General features: G+C 70.9%; 18 protein-coding genes. 11 read left to right on the forward strand and 7 right to left on the reverse strand.

Annotated features, from left to right (window positions below):
- Nucleotides 1-171 precede the first annotated feature (171 nt).
- Complete coding sequence (locus tag MY526_RS21665; RefSeq protein ID WP_436705046.1) at nt 172-780, reverse strand: hypothetical protein; 609 nt, start codon at nt 778-780, stop codon at nt 172-174.
- A gap of 588 nt (nt 781-1368) precedes the next feature.
- Between MY526_RS21665 and MY526_RS21670 the strand changes: the two genes are divergently transcribed.
- The 3 genes from MY526_RS21670 to MY526_RS21680 all read left to right on the forward strand — a co-directional run bounded on the left by MY526_RS21670 (nt 1369) and on the right by MY526_RS21680 (nt 4783).
- Nucleotides 1369-1866, forward strand: coding sequence for a class F sortase (locus MY526_RS21670; protein WP_436705071.1), 498 nt, complete (start codon nt 1369-1371; stop codon nt 1864-1866).
- Between the two features lie 690 nt (nt 1867-2556).
- On the forward strand, nt 2557-2691 hold the full coding sequence (locus MY526_RS21675; protein WP_436705047.1) for a hypothetical protein: 135 nt from the start codon (nt 2557-2559) through the stop codon (nt 2689-2691).
- 457 nt (nt 2692-3148) lie between these two features.
- Complete coding sequence (locus MY526_RS21680; protein WP_436705048.1) at nt 3149-4783, forward strand: GNAT family N-acetyltransferase; 1635 nt, start codon at nt 3149-3151, stop codon at nt 4781-4783.
- Nucleotides 4784-4944: 161 nt separating this feature from the next.
- Here MY526_RS21680 and MY526_RS21685 read toward each other — a convergent pair whose 3' ends face one another.
- From MY526_RS21685 to MY526_RS21710, 6 genes are all read right to left on the reverse strand, one after another.
- Entirely contained in the window at nt 4945-5109 is a 165-nt protein-coding gene (locus MY526_RS21685; protein ID WP_436705049.1) for a hypothetical protein, read from the reverse strand.
- 360 nt (nt 5110-5469) lie between these two features.
- A complete protein-coding gene (locus tag MY526_RS21690) occupies nt 5470-6768 on the reverse strand; it encodes an alpha/beta fold hydrolase (RefSeq protein WP_436693607.1) in 1299 nt (432 codons plus the stop codon).
- An 82-nt stretch (nt 6769-6850) separates the two neighbouring features.
- Complete coding sequence (locus MY526_RS21695; protein ID WP_436705050.1) at nt 6851-7585, reverse strand: hypothetical protein; 735 nt, start codon at nt 7583-7585, stop codon at nt 6851-6853.
- Nucleotides 7582-8481 carry an ABC transporter ATP-binding protein gene (locus MY526_RS21700; RefSeq protein WP_436693603.1) on the reverse strand — a complete coding sequence of 300 codons (900 nt, stop codon included), beginning with the start codon at nt 8479-8481 and terminating at the stop codon, nt 7582-7584. Before MY526_RS21700 ends, MY526_RS21695 begins: the two co-directional genes overlap by 4 nt.
- A gap of 84 nt (nt 8482-8565) precedes the next feature.
- Nucleotides 8566-9252 (reverse strand): response regulator, encoded by a 687-nt coding sequence (locus tag MY526_RS21705; RefSeq protein WP_436705051.1) that lies wholly within the window; start codon nt 9250-9252, stop codon nt 8566-8568.
- Nucleotides 9249-10457, reverse strand: a complete 1209-nt coding sequence (locus tag MY526_RS21710; protein ID WP_436705052.1) for a sensor histidine kinase — start codon at nt 10455-10457, stop codon at nt 9249-9251. Before MY526_RS21710 ends, MY526_RS21705 begins: the two co-directional genes overlap by 4 nt.
- Before the next feature lie 911 nt (nt 10458-11368).
- Between MY526_RS21710 and MY526_RS21715 the strand changes: the two genes are divergently transcribed.
- The 8 genes from MY526_RS21715 to MY526_RS21750 all read left to right on the forward strand — a co-directional run bounded on the left by MY526_RS21715 (nt 11369) and on the right by MY526_RS21750 (nt 19610).
- A complete protein-coding gene (locus tag MY526_RS21715; protein WP_436705053.1) occupies nt 11369-13204 on the forward strand; it encodes a PAS domain-containing hybrid sensor histidine kinase/response regulator in 1836 nt (611 codons plus the stop codon).
- An 11-nt stretch (nt 13205-13215) separates the two neighbouring features.
- Complete coding sequence (locus MY526_RS21720) at nt 13216-13893, forward strand: response regulator (RefSeq protein WP_436693595.1); 678 nt, start codon at nt 13216-13218, stop codon at nt 13891-13893.
- A gap of 295 nt (nt 13894-14188) precedes the next feature.
- The gene (locus tag MY526_RS21725) at nt 14189-15793 is read left to right on the forward strand and encodes a purine-cytosine permease family protein (RefSeq protein ID WP_436705054.1); all 1605 of its coding nucleotides are present in this window, start codon (nt 14189-14191) and stop codon (nt 15791-15793) included.
- An 82-nt stretch (nt 15794-15875) separates the two neighbouring features.
- Nucleotides 15876-16229 (forward strand): non-heme iron oxygenase ferredoxin subunit, encoded by a 354-nt coding sequence (locus tag MY526_RS21730; protein WP_436693591.1) that lies wholly within the window; start codon nt 15876-15878, stop codon nt 16227-16229.
- Nucleotides 16230-16269: 40 nt separating this feature from the next.
- On the forward strand, nt 16270-17487 hold the full coding sequence (locus MY526_RS21735) for an aromatic ring-hydroxylating oxygenase subunit alpha (RefSeq protein ID WP_436705055.1): 1218 nt from the start codon (nt 16270-16272) through the stop codon (nt 17485-17487).
- Between the two features lie 5 nt (nt 17488-17492).
- On the forward strand, nt 17493-17840 hold the full coding sequence (locus MY526_RS21740) for a hypothetical protein (RefSeq protein ID WP_436693587.1): 348 nt from the start codon (nt 17493-17495) through the stop codon (nt 17838-17840).
- On the forward strand, nt 17827-18600 hold the full coding sequence (locus MY526_RS21745; RefSeq protein WP_436705056.1) for an SDR family NAD(P)-dependent oxidoreductase: 774 nt from the start codon (nt 17827-17829) through the stop codon (nt 18598-18600). Before MY526_RS21740 ends, MY526_RS21745 begins: the two co-directional genes overlap by 14 nt.
- A gap of 41 nt (nt 18601-18641) precedes the next feature.
- Nucleotides 18642-19610: a PDR/VanB family oxidoreductase gene (locus MY526_RS21750; RefSeq protein ID WP_436693583.1), complete on the forward strand. Its 969-nt coding sequence runs from the start codon at nt 18642-18644 to the stop codon at nt 19608-19610.
- Nucleotides 19611-19655: the final 45 nt, after the last annotated feature.

Consider the following 19655-nt stretch of genomic DNA (forward strand, 5'->3'; position numbering starts at 1 on the left):
CCGGCTCGACCTGGCCTGACCCATCACCGAGTCAGGCACTTACACAGGCCAGCTGACACACCCTGTCCCTCACCGCTCTGGGTGGCGATCAATGCGAAGCATCAACGCATGTGCAGGTGCCCTCGTCACCGCCGCCGTCATCGCCATCCCCGTGGCGGCCACCGCCGACGACTACCCGACGAGCACGTCCGAGCCGACCACCTCGACATCGGTGGACATCGCGGCTACCCCCGTCACGGACCTCGATTGCTCCGACTTCGTGACCCAGTCGGCCGCCCAAGCCGAGCTGGTCCGGAATCCGAGCGATCCCCACAACCTGGACGCGGACGACGACGGCACGGCCTGCGAGACGCTCCCCGACGGTCTGGCCGAGGACAACACGCCCCTCCCGGGCAGCACCACGACCCCCACCACCACGGCCACCACCACGACTCCCACGACCACGACCACGACTTCCACGACCACCACCACGACTCCCACGACGACGGCCACCACCACGACCTCGCGGCCGACGACGACGGCCACCACCACGACCTCGCGGCCGACGACGACGGCCACCACCACGACTTCGCGGCCGACGACGACGGCCACCACCACGACTTCGCGGCCGACGACGACCGCCACCGCCACCACGTCGAGGCCGACGACGACTTCCACGACCACCACCACCACGTCGAGGCCGACGACGACGGCCACCACCACCACCACCACCACGTCGAGGCCGACGACGACGGCCACCACCACGACCTCGAGGCCGACGACGACCTCGTCGAGCGCCACGGGTTCCGCCACCGCCACCGCCACTCAGACGACCACGGCAGCCGCGGCCAGCCAGGTCGTGGTCCGCCCCGCCGGCGGCGTGGGCGCCGGTGACGGCAGCACGGCCGAGGGCGGGAGCATGGCGATCCCCTACGCGATCGGCGCCCTCTTCCTGGTCGGGGCCGGCGGTGCCGCCGTCGCCTCCCGGCGCAGTTCCCGTCCACGCGCCTGAGGGCCCTCGTGGAGCCAGGCAACGGTCCCTCGGCCACCGAGGCCCCCGAGGGGACACTGCCGGTGGTCCGCCAGGTGCGCCGGCCGCCCGGTAGGCATCGTCCTGCCCGGCCCCGTGCGGGACGTGCCTGGGCCGCGGTGTCCGTCCTGCTGGCGCTCGTCGGCGTCGCGATCATCGCCTTCGCCCCGCGGGAGCAACCCAGCAGCGAGCCCGTCCGTCTCGACGTCCCCCTCGCTCTCGTGCCCCCACCACCCCCGACGGTGCTGCAGCCGGCGCCGGCGGAGGCGCCGCCTGACGGCAGTCCGGCGGAGGCACCGTCCTCCGGCGGTCCCGAGGAGGCGCCGCCTCCCGGTAGCCCGGCCGAGTCGCCGGCTCCCGTGCGCCCGGCCGCCGCCGGCGACCGGCCCGACGCGCCGCCGCTGCCCGCGAGCAGACCGGTCCGGGTGAGGATCCCCGTCCTCGGCGTGACCTCGTCCATCATGGACCTCGACCTGCAGGCGGACGGCTCCATGGAGCTGCCTCCGGGCGCGTATCCGGTGGGTTGGTACAACCGCAGTTCCACGCCCGGGGAGGTCGGCCCTGCCGTGATCGTCGGGCACGTCGACTGGCATGGCGACCGAGGAGCCTTCTACGGTCTGCGGGCCATGCGGCCGGGAGACCGGGTCGTGGTCGATCGCGCCGACGGCACGACCGCCACCTTCCGGGTCGACCGGGTCGCGCGCTATGCCAAGGACGACTTCCCGACCGGCGAGGTCTACGGCGACGTCGGCTGGTCGGCCCTGCGGCTCATCACCTGCGGCGGTCGCTTCGACAGGAAGACGGGCGACTACGAGGACAACGTCATCGTCTTCGCCCGCCTCGTCAGCGCCGCCTGAGCAGCGACAGCCGGCCCGAGTTCCATGACCAGGGCCGGCCGGGGCCGAACGAGCCGGTGTTCCATGGCCGCCTTCCGGTTCCCTCCGGCGGTTGCCGATACGCCGGAGCCGGACCAGCCAGACGCCGCCGCTCGGGTGGCTCCTGACGGCAGCATGGGCAGTGCAGCGTGTCCGGTGAGTCGACGGCTGGGTGAAGATCCGTTTGTGCCTCGGCCCGGCTCGGTATCGCCGCGCTCGAGTGACAACTCGCGACGCGCTCGCCCTGCGGCCAGGGCAGCTTCTTGCGAGGCGGCCCGGTGCGCCCGCCGGCGCGGGACGACCCAGCCGGCACGCTGGAGCACCGACAGGCGGTGATCTACCTGCTGACTCCGGCGGAAACAACAGAATCAGACGCGTCAGGGTCGTCGTGCAATCCGCGAACCCGAATGCCCGCTGAGCCGAGGGTTACAGGGCGGAGGTCCCCGGCCGAGTGAGTTCCGTCGGCTGCCCCGGCAACCATGATGGGCCGCCCTGACCGTGTATCAGATCGCTCCCTCCCACCCTCCTCAGAACCGACGTCTTCCGTCTCGCGTCGAAGGAGGGTCGACCATGGGCAAGCTACTTCTGTGGACCGGGTTGGCTGTGCTCGTAGTGGGCCTCGGGATGCTCTTCCTACTTCCTGCCAGTCCCTACTGTCCTTACGCCGCAGGCATGGACTTCGTGGCCAGTGCCTGTGACGAGGCGCAGGAGGCCAGGGAGACGAAGGACACCGCTCAGTGGGTCGCCGCGGTCGGCGGCGTGATGTCGGGTCTCGGGGCGCTCCTCCAGGCAGTCAAGAGGCGCTGACGGACCGGCAGTGCCGGCGCCACGTGCCGACGGTGACCGGCGCTGCCCCAGCGATCCGCGGGTGTGGAGGCTCGCCCACATGGCGTTGCTGCGCGTTGCAACGAGCGGCGCCGGCTTCGCCGACGGGCTGAGGCCTCCGACCAGCTGCACCACTTCCTGGGAAGTCACTCGGGCGTCGAGCCGCCCGGGAGGGTGACGGTCGGGGTCAGCTCAGCAATTGCACGATCGATCTCGACGGCGGCGATCACGACACCAGCGGCTGTCAAGAGATCCTCTCAGCAGTTGACCCCGCTGATCGCGGTATCGGCAGTCGAGGCGGGGGCGTGACCGCTCCGCCAGGAGGGCGACGCGGGCATCGTGACCCGACCTCTTGAGCCTCTGAGCCGTCGGGCTGCCACCCAGATCTCCTACGTCCAGGGCGATGCTTGGCCGGCTGTCCAGTGTCAGGGTGGATGGCATGACTGCGGGACGGACGGTCAAGCTGCAGTTCCAGGAGTCGGCGCGGAGGGCGGGCACCCACAGCAACCTCTCGGCCGTCCGCAGCGACGGCGTCGTCCTCTGGGTCGCCGGCGACGAGACCGCGACCATCGAGCGGTTGGTCGCCGACGCCCCGGACAAGCCGCACCGTTTCGCGGGCCAGGCCAGCTTCCGGCTCGCCGACTTCGTGCAGCTGCCCGTCGCCGACGAGTCGGACGGAGAGGACGAGGCCGACATCGAGGGACTGGCCCGGCACGGCAGTTTCCTGTGGGCGGTCGGGTCACACAGCCTGCGCCGCAAGCAGATCAAGTCCCGGCACAGCGGCGAGGAGGCTCTGCGCCGGCTGGCCGAGGTCTCCGGCCAGCCCAACCGCCAGATCCTCGTCCGACTGCCGGTCGGCGTCGTGGACGGCCTGCCGACCGTCGTGCCCGAGCTGGAGGAGGACGGCGTACGGCATCGCGCCGCCTCGTTCGGTCTGCATGGCACCGACTTGCGGCACGTCCTGGCCGACGACGAGCACGTGGGTCCGTTCCTGCCGCTGCCGGGCAAGGACAACGGGCTGGACGTCGAGGGCATCGCCGTCACCGGATCGCGGGTGTACCTGGGCCTGCGTGGGCCGGTGTTGCGCGGCTGGGCCGTGGTGCTGGAACTGCGACCCGAGGTCGACCCCGAGGCGCCGGAGCGGCTCCGCCTGACCCAGTTCGACGACGGCCGCCCGTATCGCAAGCACGTCCTGCTCCTGCGCGGCCTCGGGATCCGAGACCTCTGCCCGCACGGCGAGGACCTGCTGGTGCTGGCCGGGCCGACGATGGCACTCGACGGGCCGGTCCACGTCTTCCGCTGGCACGGGGCACTGCGGGCGGACGCGCCGAAGGTGGTCCGCGGCGACCTGCTCACGCGAGAGCTCACCCTGCCTTACGGCGACGGCTGCGATCACGCCGAGGGCATCGGAGTGATCGGCGCCGCTGACCGGCCGCGCCTGCTGGTCGTCTATGACAGCCCGTCACCGACTCGGCTCATCGCCGACGGGAGTGTCCTCGCCGACGTGGTCCGGCTGCCGTGTGCGGCGGGCCGCCCTGCGCGCGCCCGGGGTGGTGCGCTGTCGGAGCAGGAGCCGGCTGCGGGGGACACGACGCGGTGGAGCGAGAGGTCTCCAGGCATCCATCTACGGGAGATCACCGACGACAACCGCGAGGCAGTGCGCGCGCTGCGCGTTCGAGGTCGCCAACGGCGGTTCGTCGCCTCGGTGTCCCGCTCGCTCCGCGACGCCGCCACCGCGCCGAAGGCCAATCCCTGGTCCCGGGCCGTGTACTGCGGCGACGAACCGGTCGGCTTCGTGATGCTCTCCTGGAAGCCGCGGAAGGGCCCGTACCGAGGACGCCACTTCCTGTGGCGGCTGCTCGTCGACAAGAGGCACCAGGGGCGCGGGATCGGCCGGGTGGTGCTGACGCAGCTCGTCGACCTGGTGCGAGCCGATGGCGGCACCGAACTGCTGACGAGCTACGAGCCCGGCAAGGGAGAACCGTGGCCCTTCTACCAGCGGTTCGGCTTCCGGCCCACCGGGGAGATCGACGACGGCGAGATAGTCCTGCGGCTCCCGCTACCCGCCCGGTGAGCTCAGGCCGAACCGCGGGACGGGCTCCGCGGGCGTCACTTCACTCCAGCTCGCAGAGCGGTCCAGGCGCAGTCGATCACGACAGCCCGAACAGGTGAGCTGGTCCGGAATGACTCGCGGCCCGCGTCCCCGGTGGGACGCGGGCCGCTTCACAAGCTGGACTACTGGATGGCCCAGACTGCGGAGACGTCGTCGAATGAGAAGCTCTCCGACACCTCCACCCGATCACTCTCGATGGCGGTCGGCGGCACGTCCATGCACACCTGGTAGGACGCCGTGCCGCCGGCGAGGAGGGTGGGCACGTCGGACGCCTCGTTGGGGATCACCGCGGTGCGGCTGCCGGTGTCGTACTTCCGCGCGTCGGTGCCGATCTCGGTGTAGCGGTCGAGCCACGGATCGCCTCGTCCGCCCCGCTGTAGGTCACCGTGAGCGGCACGAGGACGTACTGCCCGGCGGTGGGGAGTTGAACTGGTTCTCCTCGGCCACGATGTCGTTGCCGTTGAGCGTGACCGAGTCAACGGTGACCACGTACTCGTTCAGCTGCCCGGGCTGGAGCGGGTGACCGGGATCGAACCGGCATGGCCAGCTCGGAAGGCCAGGCTTCCCAGCGTCCCTCTCGGCTGGTCAGAGCGTTGTCTGCCCTACACCGTGTCTCCGGCGTGCCTCTGTCTGAACAGGTCAGGTGGTCACGTTGGGTCCGTCGTCGTGCGGCCGGCGCGGACGGCGGTCACCACGGCGGTGACCTCGTCCACGACCAGTTGCGGCTGGCTGCCGGCGATGTCGTGGTCGCTGGTGGGGGAGACGACGTGGTGGGTGCCGGGCACCAGCGCGGCCAGCTCTGCCTGTTGCTCGCTCCAGAGCTGTTCGCGCGCTTCGTCGAGGCTTCCCGGTGGGAACTCGGTCGGGCGCCGGCTGAGCACCGAGAGCGGCATCGGCTGCAGCGGCCGCTCCGCGAGGGCCGTCGCAGTCTGGTTCTCGGCGGTGCAGATGTCGATCTGCTCGGGATCGGCCGCTCGTGGCTCCATCTGGCAGAGCGCGGCCCGCAGTCCTGGCCACTCCTCGGGCGGGACGAATGGCTTGACGATCTCTGTCGTGCGCTCGTGGGTAGCGGGGTGGACGCCGTCGATGAGTACCAGGCCGGCGACGTCGTCCGGGTGGCGGCTGGCGTAGAGCAGGTCGAACAGCCCGCCGTTGGACGCGCCGGCGAGCACGTACGGCCCGGGCACGTCGGCGGCCGCGAGCAGCGCCCGCAGGTCGTTCATGCGGTCTTCCGCCGTGCGCGGCGTCGGCGCCGGATCGCTGCGGCCTTCCGCCCCGGCCTGGCCGGCCGGGTCGTAGCTGCAGACCCGGGTGAGGTCGGACAGCTGCTGCTGGAGCGGGTGCCAGAAGTGGGTCAGCCCGTTGTCGAACACGACGGTGGGGCTGCCGCCGCCGGTGCAGTGAAGGAAGAGTTGCCGGCCGTCGACCTCGTGCCAGCCGTCGTAGTCGCCCTCCGGTACGAGGGTGGGTGGTGCCGGGCTGGCCGAGATCTGGTCGATCAGACCGTCCGAGACGCCGAGCGCCACGGCTATCCGCTGCCCCGACTCCGCGTCGCCGAGCGCCATGGCCTGGTCGGCTCGGGGTGGGTACGCGAAGCCGGCGAAAGTGGCCGGGCCGACGTCGGACAGCGCGGTCCGGAACGCCTCGAGGAGCTGTTCCGGTGGCTGCACGGCCTGCAGCTCGGGCGTGAGATGGTCCCGGACCTGTTCGACGGTGAGATCGGCGGCGCCGCCGCCGAGCTGCTCGAAGACCCAGGTCAGCTGGTCGCCCAGCGGGCCGTCCGGCAGCCGGTGTTGCGGGCGGCAGCCGTGCAGCTCGTAGGCGTCGAAGGCGGAGCAGTAGCGAGCCGCTTCCTGTTCCGGGCCGGATGCCTCCGAGTCGGCGCAGGCTCCGGTGAGCGCGGTGACCACCACCGCGCAGGCTGCGACTGCGGCGTCGATCCGCATGTCGGGACCTCCTTGATCGGGTGGGTCTCTGGGTCGGTCCGGTCCGTGGGTCGGTCGGCACCGCCGGCGGCACGTCGGAGATTCAGGCGGGGTCGCGACGGATGAACGTCAGTGCCCCGGCCAGCACGATGGCCGCGGTGTATCCGGCGAAGAGCAGGCCACCGGCGGCCGGGGACAAGACCGACGCCTCGTCGCCCTTGAGCACCGCGTTGGCAGCCCCGCTCGGCAGCCAGGGCTGCACCTCCTGGGTGCGTGTGACGATCGGGATGAGCTCCTCGACGACGAACTTCCAGAGCAGCACGGCCACCAGGGCGACCGTGCTGCTACGCACCAGGGCGCCCAGCCCGACGGCCAGTACGGCCCACAGGCCCGCCAGTACCACGCATCCGGCGATGCCTTGGACCAGCCCGGACCCGGCGGTGACCTGGCCTCCCGAGACCAGGACCGCCACGGCTCCCGTGAGCATCGCGACCGCGGCGCCCAGTGCGGCCAGGACGGCTCCGTAGCCGGCGGCGACGGTGGCCTTGGCGACCAGGACGCGTCCGCGCCGCGGCACCTGCAGCAACGTGACGACGACGGTGCCGTGCTGGAACTCCCCGGCCGTGGCCAGCACGGCGACGATCACGGCGAGGAACCACAGCGGCTGGCTGGGTGCGACGGCGAGCTCGGCCAGCGTCGGGGTCTCGCCGTTGCCGGCGGCGATCTGGACGCCCGCGTAGCCGATGGTGGCGGAGCCGACCGCGCCGATTACCAAGACGGCGAGTGGCAGCACGAGCGTGCGGAGCTTGAGGGTCTCGGTCGCGAGGAGCCCGGTCATGATCGGCGCACCTCCTGTTCGGTGAGCTGGAGGAAGACGTGCTCGAGGTCGGGCCGTTCGGCCTGCATCTCGTAGACGACGAGGCCGGCGGCGGCGACGGCCTGGCCGACCTGCTCGGTGCTCGCGCCGGTGGCGATGACCTCGTCCGGTTCACGCAGCTGCGCGGCGATGCCCCGGGCTGCCAGTACCTCGTACAGCGCCGACGCCTGCGGGGTGCGCACGCGGACGACCGCCGCTTGCGAGCCGGTGATGTCGGCGAGGCTGCCCTGGGTGATCAGCCGGCCGTTCCGAATGATCACGACGTGGTCGGCCGATAGCGCGAGCTCGGCCAACTGGTGGCTGGAGAGCAGCACCGTGCCGCCCTGCTCGACCCGCGCCCGGAGCAGCCCCCGGAGCCAGTGAACGCCGGCCGGGTCCAGCCCATTGGCCGGCTCGTCCAGTACGAGGAGCGGAGGGTTCCCGAGCAGCGCCCCAGCCAGCGCCAGGCGCCGGCGCATGCCGAGGGAGAAGCCCCCCACCCGCCGCCGCGCGGCTCCGGTGAGGTCCACCTGGTCGAGGACCTCGTCCACGCGTTCCGGGGGTATCCGATAGGGCCGTGCGACGACGCGCAGGTGGTCGCGGGCGGTCCTCCGCGGGTGGAACCCGTCGGCTTCCAGCGCCGCGCCCACCACGTACGGTGGCCGGTCCAGCTCGGCGTAGGGCCGACCGCCGACCAGGGCGGTGCCCGACGTCGGTCGCGTCAGGCCGAGGATGGCCCGCAACGTCGTCGTCTTCCCGGCGCCGTTGGGTCCCACGAAGCCGGTGATGGTGCCCTCGCGGACGACGAAGCTCAGGTCGTCGACCGCCCGGACCGACCGAAAGCGCTTGGTGAGTCCGGATACGGCGATTGCGTCCATGGCGTCCTCCCGCGCAACCTCGAGCGCTGCCGACGCTAGGGCGGCGGGGCCTGCACGCTCGTCGGCCCGCGGTCCAGAACCGGCTCAGCCGGCGGGATGAGACGCCGTATCCCCGGGGCGGACCACCCCGGTCTCGTAGGCCGTGACGACCAGCTGCGGGCGGTCGCGCACCTGGAGCTTGGCGAGCAGCCGCGAGACGTGCGTCTTCGCCGTGGCCTCGCTGACGAGCAGCCGCGAGGCGATCTCGGTGTTGGACAGGCCCTGGCCGACCAAGCCGAGGACCTCCCGCTCCCGCTCGGTGAGACCGTCCAGCCGCCTCGCCTCGGCGGCCGGTACCGCTCCGCGCCGGCGGATGGTGGTCTCCACGAGGCGGCGGGTGGCGGCCGGGTCGATGAGCGCGTCGCCGGCGGCCACGATCCGCACCGCGTCGAACACCCGCTCCGGCGGCGCGTCCTTGAGCAGGAAGCCGCGCGCCCCCGCCTGGATCGCCGCATACAGGTACTCGTCGAGGTCGAAGGTGGTGAGCACCAGCACGGCGACGTCACGTGTGCCCGGGTCGGCGGCCAGTCGGCGGATCGCCTCGATGCCGTCCATCCGCGGCATCCGGATGTCCATCAGGACGACGTCGGGCCGGGTGGCTTGCGCCTGCTCGAGCGCGGCCAGCCCGTCGCCGGCCTCACCGACGACATGGATGTCGGGAGCGTGCTCGAAGAGCGCCCGTAGCCCGGCTCGGACCAGCGGCTGGTCGTCGACGATGAGGGCAGCGATCACCGGGTCACCTCCACGTAGGGAATCCGGGCTTCCACCCGCCAGCCATGCACGGGAGCTGGGCCGCTGGTGACCGTCCCGCCGTAGAGCGCCACGCGTTCCCGCATGCCCACCGTGCCGTGACCGGTCGGACCTCCGGAGCCGTCCCGCTCCGCCGGGCGCGGCCCGCCGCCGGGACCCTCGTCCTCGACGCAGACGGTGAGCAGGCCCGCCCTGGCGCGCACCGCCAGCCGAGCCGTCGTGGGCGCGGCGTGCCGGAGCACATTGGTCAACGCCTCCTGCACCACCCGGTAGGCGGTGAGCGACACCCCTGGAGGGATGTCGTCGAGCGGGCCCTCCGTCCGCACGTCGACGGTCAGCCCGGCGTCGACCACCCGCGACACGAGCTCGTGCAGCCGCCCGAGGCTCGGCGCGGGATCGAGGACGGCCGCCTCCTCATCCTGGTCTCGCAGGATGGCGACCAGACGTCGCATCTCTGCGAGCGCCGCCCGGGTCAGCCCCTCGATCTGGGCGAGCATCGCGCGTTCCCGGTCCGGATTGGTGCCCACCGCCAGCCGAGCGCCGCCGGCCTGCATCGCGATGACGCTCATGCTGTGCGCGAGCACGTCGTGCAGCTCGCGAGCCATGCGCAGCCGCTCGGCGGCGACGGCGGAGCGGGCCAGTTCCAGGCGTGCCTGCTCGAGTTCGGCAGCCCGTCGCCCGTTCTCGCGCGCCAGCACCTGCAGTGTCCGGACGACGGCGCCCAGGCACCAGGCAGCGGTGATGGTCAGGAGGTAGAGGACGGTCGACGGCCAGCCGGGAAACAGCGGCTCCGACCGAAGCAGAACGACGGTCCCCGTGACCACCACGGCCAGGTGCAGCAGCGCCCAGCGGCGGCTCAGCGTCGCCGCGCTGCCGTAGACGACGAAGAGCACGGCCGGCCCGAGCAGGTGCCCGGGCAGGCCCAGCACGCCGACGAAGACCGCCGCGGTGAGAAGCAGCTGGATCAGCGCCGCCCACGGGTTGACCCGCCGCCAAGCCACTGAACCGCCGTGAAGCACCGCGACGAGCCTTGCCGACAGCAGCATGTCGGTGTTCCCGACCAGCCTGACCGCCTCGGTCGCCAGCACGAAGCCCGCGTAGGCACAGACGGCCGCGAACGCGACGTCCAGCGCCAGCGACCGGGACGACGGCCTCTGGACCGACCACCACGCGACGTGGCCCGTCACCGGTCCCACCGTAGGGGCATCCCGCAGACCGTGGGCCGCTCGCTTGCGTCGGGCTGGACCCCAACAAGGATCACGGGCGCGGGCCCGGAGACGTCGATGGCCCGACTCGCGGGATATCTGAGCGGTGTCTCGCGCCGCCGCCCACGAGGACCCGAGGCGCCTCGAAGTCGCGCAGGAGAGGTCGGCCGCGCCGACGTAGGGCTATGGCGCCAGAGTGCCTGCCCCGTGAGAGGAGGATGTCCGGCAACACCGACTCGGGAGAGGAGTCCCGGGACGGTGCGGCATCACCTTTCACCTGTCCGCGCCGGCGGGCGCCTCGACCTGCCGATGAGCAGGCGACGTGACCCATCCGTGGTCACGGCGGACCCTGCCACGGAGCCGATCAGCGGTTGCCACCTTCCCGGATCCAGGCTCGCGCCGTGACGTTTTCATGACCTGTCCATCGGAGAACAGGGGTCATGAAAGGGTTCACAGGGGCGGTCCGGAGGCTTCTCCAGATCTTCTCCAGTAGGGCTGACAGCCCAGTTGACCTGCGGTTGTGCGTGGAGCGGGTGACCGGGATCGAACCGGCATGGCCAGCTCGCAAGGCGGGGCGCCGCAAGACGTCCGCGCTGGTCAACCGGCCGTTTCGTCCGCGGAACGCGTCGGCGTGACCCACATGTGACCCACCGGCGTCCCTTGCGGCTGAGACGTCAGCTGCTCCGGATCGCCGGTTGGTGACTCGGCCGCTGTACCCATGGAGGCGTCGCCCCTTGGGGTTACTTCTGACCCGGCCGCATCGCGGCGCTCGACGCGGGCGATAGTCTGGGAGATCAACATCGGTGGACCCTCGGGCTGCGGTACGAGGGAGACGGAGCGACCACATGGGGACTTTGGGTGCTGCGCTCGCGAAGCTCCCCACCCCGACGGCGGTGTTGGACAGTACTGACCCGTCCCTGGTGATCGTCTCGGCCAACGACGCTCTCTGCGCGCTGCTCGGCCGGCCTTCCGATCAGTTGGTCGGCACCTCGCTGTCCGCCATCACGGTCGGCGCCGACGATCTGCGGAACCTGCTCGTCACCAATAGCGTCGCTCACCGGCTCGAGACCTGGTGCGTGGACGGCCGTGGCCGACACATCCCGATCCTGCTCGACGGGGCGGCCCTCGACGACCCGTCGGGGACCGCGATCGTCCAGTTCCACGAGCCGGGGCACGGCGACGTCGAGCGGGCGCTGCGGGAGAGCGAGAAGCGCCTGCAGGAGATCGCCGACAACGCCACGGCGCTCATCTACCTCAAGCGCACCGACGGTCGGTATCTGTTCATCAACCGCCGGTACGAGACGATGCTCGGGGTCACCCGCGACGACGCCGTGGGCAGGACCGACTTCGACCTCTGGCCGCCCGAGATCGCCGCCGCCTACACCAGTGCCGACCGCGCCGTCGTGTCCGCCCGGCAGCCGCTGGAGCTCGAGGAGCCCATCCCCACCAAAGACGACCGATTCGGCATGTGGCTGTCGCTCAAGTTCCCCCTCTTCGACGAGGGCGGCGAGCTGTACGGCGTTGGTGGGATCTCGACCGACATCAGTGAGAGGAACCGCGCGGAAGCCGCCATCCGCGAGGCCAGGGACGAGGCCGAGAGGGCCAACCGGGCGAAGAGCGAGTTCCTCTCGAGGATGAGCCATGAGCTCCGCACTCCGCTCAACTCCATCCTCGGGTTCGGCCAGCTGCTGCAGTTCGAGGAGCTTCCGCCGAGTGCCGCAGAAGGCGTCGATCGCATCCTCAGCGCCGGCCGGCACCTGCTCGCCCTGATCAACGAGGTGCTGGACATCTCCAGGATCGAGGCGGGTGCGCAGGCGATCTCGGTCGAGCCGGTCCACGTCTGCGACCCGATCAGCGAGGCGTGCGAGCTCGTGCGCCCGCTGGCCGCCGAGCACGGCGTGGAGCTGGCCCGCGACCTGCACAACTGCCTCTACCGCTACGTCGCGGCCGACTACCAGCGGCTCAAGCAGGTGCTGCTGAACATGCTGATGAACGCCGTGAAGTACAACCGCCCCGACGGCATGGTCACCGTCTCCGGCGAGGTGCACGGCGACAAGCTGCGCGTACTGGTCACCGACACCGGTATCGGGATCGAACCGGAAGACGTCCCCAAGGTGTTCCAGCCCTTCGAGCGCCTGCACACCGACCGCCTCCAGGCCGAGGGCACCGGCCTCGGCCTCGCACTGTCGAAGAGCCTGATGGAGGCGATGGGCGGGACGATCGGCCTCCAGCGCAGCGTCGTCGACCGGGGGAGCATCTTCTACGTCGAGCTGCCGCTGACCGATCCGCCATCGGCGGTCGAGCCCGTGGCTCCCGTGTCGCTGGCCGTCGGCCGGAGCGGTCCCACCAGCCTGGCCGGTCGGACCGTGCTCTGCGTCGAGGACAACCTGGCCAACCTCGAGGTGATCCGGGGCGTGTTCTCCCACGCCGGAGAGCCGGCCCTGCTGCCCGCCATCCAGGGACAGCTCGGCGTCGAGCTGGCGAAGCTCCACGTCCCGGACGTGATCCTCCTGGACCTCCACCTGCCGGACATGAACGGCGAGGAGGTCCTGCGGCGTCTCAAGGGCGACCCGCGCACCCGCGCGATCCCGGTGGTGGTCCTGTCGGCGGATGCGACGCCGTCCCAGCGGGAGCGGTTGCTCGAGCAGGGTGCCGCCGACTACGTCACCAAGCCCATCGAGATCGACGTGTTCCTGCCCGCCGTCCAGCGAGCCATGGGGAAGAGGTGACCATGGCGTCCGTGGATGAGGGCAGTCAGGCGGCCTCCGGAGTGCCGTCGGACGACGTCGTCCGCGTGCTCGTCGCCGACGATCACCCGCTCTACCGCGAGGGGATCGCCCGCGCGCTCTCGGACCGCCCCGGGATGCAGCTCGTCGCCGAGGTCGGCGACGGTGCGGAGGCAGTGGCCGAGATCCGGCGGCTGATCCCGACGGTGGCGCTGGTGGACCTGCAGCTGCCCTCCATGGACGGCATCGCCGTCATCGAGGCCGTTGGTCAGGAGGGGCTGCCCACGCGGGTCGTCATCGTGTCCGCCTACGAGGACAGCGCCACGGTCTACCGTGCTCTGGCCGCGGGCGCCAAGGCGTACCTCACGAAGCTGGCGTCGGTGTCAACCCTGTGCGACACGGTGGTGGCGGTGGCCCGGGGTGAGACGGTCATCCCGCCGGCCCTGCACTCGGGGCTGGCCGAGGAGATCCGCTCCCGGCGCGACCGCACCGGCGACCAGGCACTGAGCGCGCGCGAGCTGGAGGTGCTTCAGCTCATCGCCGAGGGGCTCTCGGCCCCCGAGATCGCCGAGCGCCTCTTCCTCGGGGTGACCACGGTGAAGACGCACCTGCAGCACATCTACGAGAAGTTCGGGGTCTCCGACCGCGCGGCCGCCGTCGCCCAGGCACACCGGCGCGGCATCCTCCGGTAGCGCGCTCCCCGCTCCGCGGCCACTCCGCCGGACGGTCACCCGCAACGCGTGACGCGGCAGCGCACGCTCGCACCCACCGCGGCCAGGCGACGCCGCGGTTGCAGCGACACCCCTCCTCCGGCGGCCGGGCACCGCATCCTCCGATCGGATCATCCGACTGAAGGATGGTTACGGCATCCACGCCCTGTGACTCTTGTCGCACTGCGCCCGCCGGCCGACGACCGAGATCGGCCCGACTTGGGAGCGCATTTCCAGATGACGGTGGACCGACGCCGTCCTCATGAGGGAGAAGCGCATGGCCGAACTCGTCTACGACCCGCCTCAGGACCGGCCGGCGGTACCCGGTAGGCAACTCGTTCCCCTGCAGGTCTCGTTCCAGGACGACCCGAAGGTGGTCAAGGACGCGGCCACCGAGGACTACTCCGTCCACATCATGCCGCGCAGCTGGCGGAGCGGTCGCATGTCGCTGCTCATGGCATGGAGCGGCATGTTCAGCGCGATGTTCTGGCTGTACGTCGCGGCGACGGTGGCCGCCGCGGTGGGCACGGTGAACGCGGTGATCGGGATCGTTCTGACCTGCCTCACCAAGGGCGCGATGAACTACGTCTTCGCCCGCTACGCCAGTCGCACCGGCCTCACCGTCGCTCTCCTTTCCCGGAGGATCTTCGGCTACTTCGGGTCGATGCTCGCACCGCTGATCTTTGCGGCCACCGCGCTCTACTACGCCGTCTTCGAGGGCTCGATCATCGCGGTCGCCCTCCAGGAGTTCGTCGGCGGCGGGAACATCCGCCTCTGGTATCTCGTCGTCGTCCTCTGGAGCGTTCCGCTCGTCCTCGGCGGCGTTCGCACGTGGCTCGACAAGCTGAACGGCTTCCTGCTCCCCTTCTACGTCGTCGGCCTCGTGGCGCTCGTCGTCGCGGCGAGCCTGAACCACTCGCCGTCGATCAGCCTGCCGGACCCGCACATCCCGTTCACGGCGCCTGGCTGGCTCTGGGCCTTCACCGTCTACATGGGCGTCTACATCCTCATGATGTACACCGTCGACTTCGCCCGCTTCGGCAAGCAGAAGGACGAGACGTTCCACGGTGTCGTCACCTTCGGGCCGGTCTTCTACCTCGCCACCTACCTCGGCACCGGGCTCGTCGGGATCTTCCTGGCCGCCACGGTCCCCGGCGTCATCGGCGAGGCCGGCATCACCGAGACCGGGATCGTGGTCGCGATCATCGAGACCCTCGGGTTCGCCGGCCTGGTGCTCATCGTCGTCAGCCAGACCCGGATCAACAGCGCGAACCTGTACCTCGCGTCCACCAACCTCGAGGCCTTCGTCTCGCGTGCGCTGAAGATCAAGCTCCCTCGAATGGCGTGGGCCGTCGTGGCGGGCGGCCTCGTCTACGCCCTCATGCTCACCGACGTCCTGTCCTACCTCCTGCGCGCGCTCGCCTGGCAGGGCGTGTTCGTGGTCGCGTGGGTCGCCATCGCGCTGGTTCACATCGCCATCCATCGCAAGGAGTCCGGTGTCCCGGAGTTCCGACCGGGGCGGCTGAAGGCCCTCACGCCGGCGGTGGCGGTGTGGGTCGTGGCCTCGGGAATCGGCATCTACCTGGTCGAGGGGGCCGGGACCTTCGGCACCACCTGGTCGGCACCGATCACCTTCGTGCTCAGCGCGGTCGGCTACCTCGCGGTCGCCCGGTACGACGCGCTGCTCGCCCGGGGTGACGACCCCCGTGACGAGGTCGAGGACGCGTGGGAGGCCCGCGTGCAGTGCCACGCCTGCCACAAGTCCTACATCGCGGTCGAGATGGACCGCGACCCCGCCGCCGACGGGGCCGCGATCTGCTCCGGCTGCGCCTCGGCCAGCCCGACCTTCTACGGCGCCGCCCGCGCGGACAGCCGGACCTGACCCGGTGCCGGGCCGGCCGTGGACAACCGCGGCCGGCCCGGGAACCGACGGCCGTTGCCTCACCACCGGAAGGAGAGAAACCGTGCAGGAACCACTCTGCCGCAGCGACGAGGTTGCCCCCGGCACCGTCATCTCGGTCGACCGTGGCAACAGCACCCCGATCGCCGTCTGCAACGTCGATGGGACGTTCTACGCCGTTGACGACCTGTGCAGCCATGGGGCCTCGAGCCTGTCCGAGGGCCAGTTGATCGGCTGCGAGATCGAGTGCGTCCTGCACAAGGGCCGCTTCGACGTCACCACTGGCAAGGCCACGCGCCGGCCGGCCAAGAAGCCGGTCGCCACGTACGGATGCACCGTCCAGGACGGCTTCGTGTACCTGGCAGACCCCGTGCCGGACGAGCAGGACGACTCGTTGCTGCAGGCCTGCGCCAGCTGACCCCCTTCCACCAGTACCAGGAACGATCGGAGGAACTCTGATGACCGAACTGCAGGAGCGCCCGCTCCTCGAAGAAGACCTGGACTACGACACCACCACCCGCCGCTGGGCGACGGCTCACCCCGAGTTGGGGACCGGCGCCATCTCCACCGAGCGGTTCATCTCCCCGGAGCACTTCGAGCGCGAGCGCAACGAGCTGTTCCGCAAGACCTGGGTGAACATCGGCTCGCGGCACGACTTCTCCGGATTGAACTCCTTCTTCGTCCGAGACATCCCGCTCCTGGGCGTCTCCCTGCTGGTGGTGCAGGACGCCGAGGGGAAGGTGCAGGCCTACCACAACGTCTGCTCGCACCGGGGCAACAAGCTGATCTGGGAGAAGAACGGCGCCTGCCCGAAGCTGTTCGCCTGCCGGTTCCACGGCTGGGGCTACCGCTCCACCGACGGAGCGCTCACCAACGTCCCCGACGAGGACCAGTTCTACTTCCAGAAGGACGCCGGCGAGCTGGGCCTCGTGCCCGTCCGCACCGAGACCTGGAACGGGTTCATCTTCATCAACCCGGACGGCGAGAGCCCGGTCAGCCTGCAGGAGCACCTGGGGCCGCTGGGCGAACGGCTCGCGGACTTCCCGTTCGAGAAGCTGAAGCTCCAGTACCGGTACGACGTGCCGGAGAAGGCCAACTGGAAGGTGGCCCTGGACGCCCAGAACGAGATCTACCACGTGCCGATGCTGGCCCCGGTGCACCGGTTCCTCGCCGGCGGCGCCTTCCACACCAACGATGACGGCTACACCCGGATCCACGACTTCCAGCGGCTGGGCCTGCACTCGGTCTACACGTCCGAGTCCGACGACGACTTCGAGGACACCGCCAGCGGCAAGACCAACACCTCGGCGCACCCGAACTACGGCGCACTGCAGCTGCCGCTGGAGACGCCGTTCTCCTTCCACGTCGTCTTCCCGAACATGGTGCTGGCCTTCTTCAACAACTCGATGTTCACCTACAACATCTGGCCCATCGCGGTGGACCAGACCGTGTGGGAGATCCGGCTGCACTACCTCGAGCCGACCAACCTGGCCGAGAAGGTGATCAACGAGCAGGCCAAGTGTCGGTTCCGCGACCTCCTGTGCGAGGACCAGGCCGGACACGAGGCTCTGCAGGCCGGCCTCACCTCCCGTGCGCGCGACCTCTTCGTGCTCGGTGAGCAGGAGGTCCAGATCCGCGCCTTCCACAAGACCCTCGACGACTACCTGGCCCGGTGAGGAACATGACCCCGACAACGACCCGGCAGCTCCCCGAGGCCTTCGCGAGCCTCAGCGAGTTCAGCCGGTGGATCCTGCCCAACGAGAAGGCCCGGATCGAGGCGCGGCTGGCCACGCCGTACGAGGAGTCCGTCGCCTTCTACCAGGCGATCCTGCCCGAGCTCCCCGACATCATGGGCTACCTGAAGCAGGTGCCGGTGGACTCGGCCTCTGAGGAGGACCTGGCGCTGGCGGACCTCGCGTACGCCTTCGTCGAGATCGCCAACGCGGTGGAGCTCTACGGCGAGCCCGAGGTCCCCGACGGCGCCAACCTCCGCCTGTTCGTCTCGGTGCTGGACGGTGGACGTGCCTGAGGCCCGGGTCGGCTTCGTCACCGGCGGCGGGTCCGGCATCGGCCGGGCCAGTGCGCTCGCACTGGCCCGGGCCGGCCTGGCCGTCGTGGTGGCCGACGCTGACCTCGACAGGGCGAAGGAAACGGTCGCGGCCGTGGAGGAGCTCGGCGCCGCCGGCGTCGCCACCCTCGTCGACGTCGCCGACGAGGCGCAGGTCGGCGAGGCGGTCGACTTCGCGGTGCGCACCTTCGGCCGCCTCGACGCGGCCGTGAACAGCGCGGGCGTGCAGGGGCAGCTCGCCCCGGTCGACGAGTGCAGCCTCGACAACTGGCAGCGGACCCTGGCCGTCAACCTCACCGGCACCTTCCTGTCGATGCGGGCCGAGGTCCGGGCGATGCTCGAGGCCGGCAACGGCGGGTCCGTGGTGAACCTGGCGTCCAACTTCGGGCTCGTCGGCAAGGAGCGGATCCCCGCCTACTGCGCCAGCAAGCACGGTGTCATCGGACTCACCAAGTCCGCCGCGCTCGACTACGCCAAGAGCGGCATCCGGATCAACGCCGTCTGCCCGGGCCCCATCGACACCCCGCTGCTGAGCGGCATCGAGACGGCGATGGGGGCGGCCGGTGCGGCCATGCGCCAGGAGGTCGAGGACAGCGTCCCCATGGGCCGCGTCGGCCAGGCGGACGAGGTCGGCGAGGTCATCGCGTGGCTGTGCGGCGACGCGGCGTCCTTCGTCACCGGCGCCGCGGTTCCGGTCGATGGCGGCTTCGTCGTCGGGTGACCGGCTCTGCCGCCGGAACGGATCTGGAGAGGAGGTGCGACGTGGTGCAACCAGTCCCCGCGCTGCTCGACCGTCCTGACGGTCAACTGACGCTGGTGGTACGCGAGCTCCGCCGGGAGGCGGAGGGAGTGGTGTCGATCGTGCTGGAGCTGCCGGACGGCGGCGAGCTGCCCACCTGGCAGCCCGGCTCACACGTGGACCTGGTCCTGCCGGGCATGGTCCGCCAGTACTCGCTGTGCGGGAGTCCCGACGACCGGCAGCGTTACCGGCTGGGTGTGCTGCGCGAGCCGAACAGTCGCGGCGGCTCGGCGCACGTGCACGAGCAGCTGGCGGTCGGCGACGCGGTCGAGGTGCGGGGTCCGCGCAACCGGTTCCCGCTGGTCAAGGCGCCCCGGTACGTGTTCGTCGCCGGCGGCATCGGGATCACCCCGCTCCTGCCCATGATCGCCGAGGTGGCCGGGCGGGGAGCCGACTGGACCCTCGTCTACGGCGGGCGCTGCCGGTCCTCGATGGCGTTCCTGCCGGAGCTGGCAACCTACGGCGACCGGGTGCAGCTCCGTCCGCAGGACGAGTTCGGCCTGCTGGACCTCGACGCCGTCTGCGCTGAGGCCGGGGATGCGGTGGTCTACTGCTGCGGCCCCGAGCCGCTCATCGCGGCCCTGGAGGCCGTCTGCGGTCGGCGGGGCACCGAGTTGCACCTCGAGCGGTTCACCGCCCGGCAAGTCGGACCCGACCTGGGGCTGGATCGCTTCCAGGTGCAGTGCGCCGACTCCGACCTCACGGTCACGGTCGCGGAGCAGGAGTCGATCCTCGACGCGCTGATCGCCGCAGGTGTGGACGTGAACTACGACTGCCGCGAGGGCACGTGCGGCAGCTGCGAGCTCGACGTCCTCGACGGCGAGGTCGCGCACCGGGACTCGGTCTACACCGCTGCCGAGCACGCCTCGATGTCCGTTGTTCTCCCCTGCGTCTCGAGAGCGCTCTGCGACCGCATCGTCCTCGACGTCTGACATCCCCCACCGACCTCCGCGACCTACGTCGCGGCAACAGCAAAG

Source organism: Geodermatophilus sp. CPCC 205761, from assembly GCF_051383655.1.
Classification (GTDB): Bacteria; Actinomycetota; Actinomycetes; order Mycobacteriales; family Geodermatophilaceae; genus Geodermatophilus.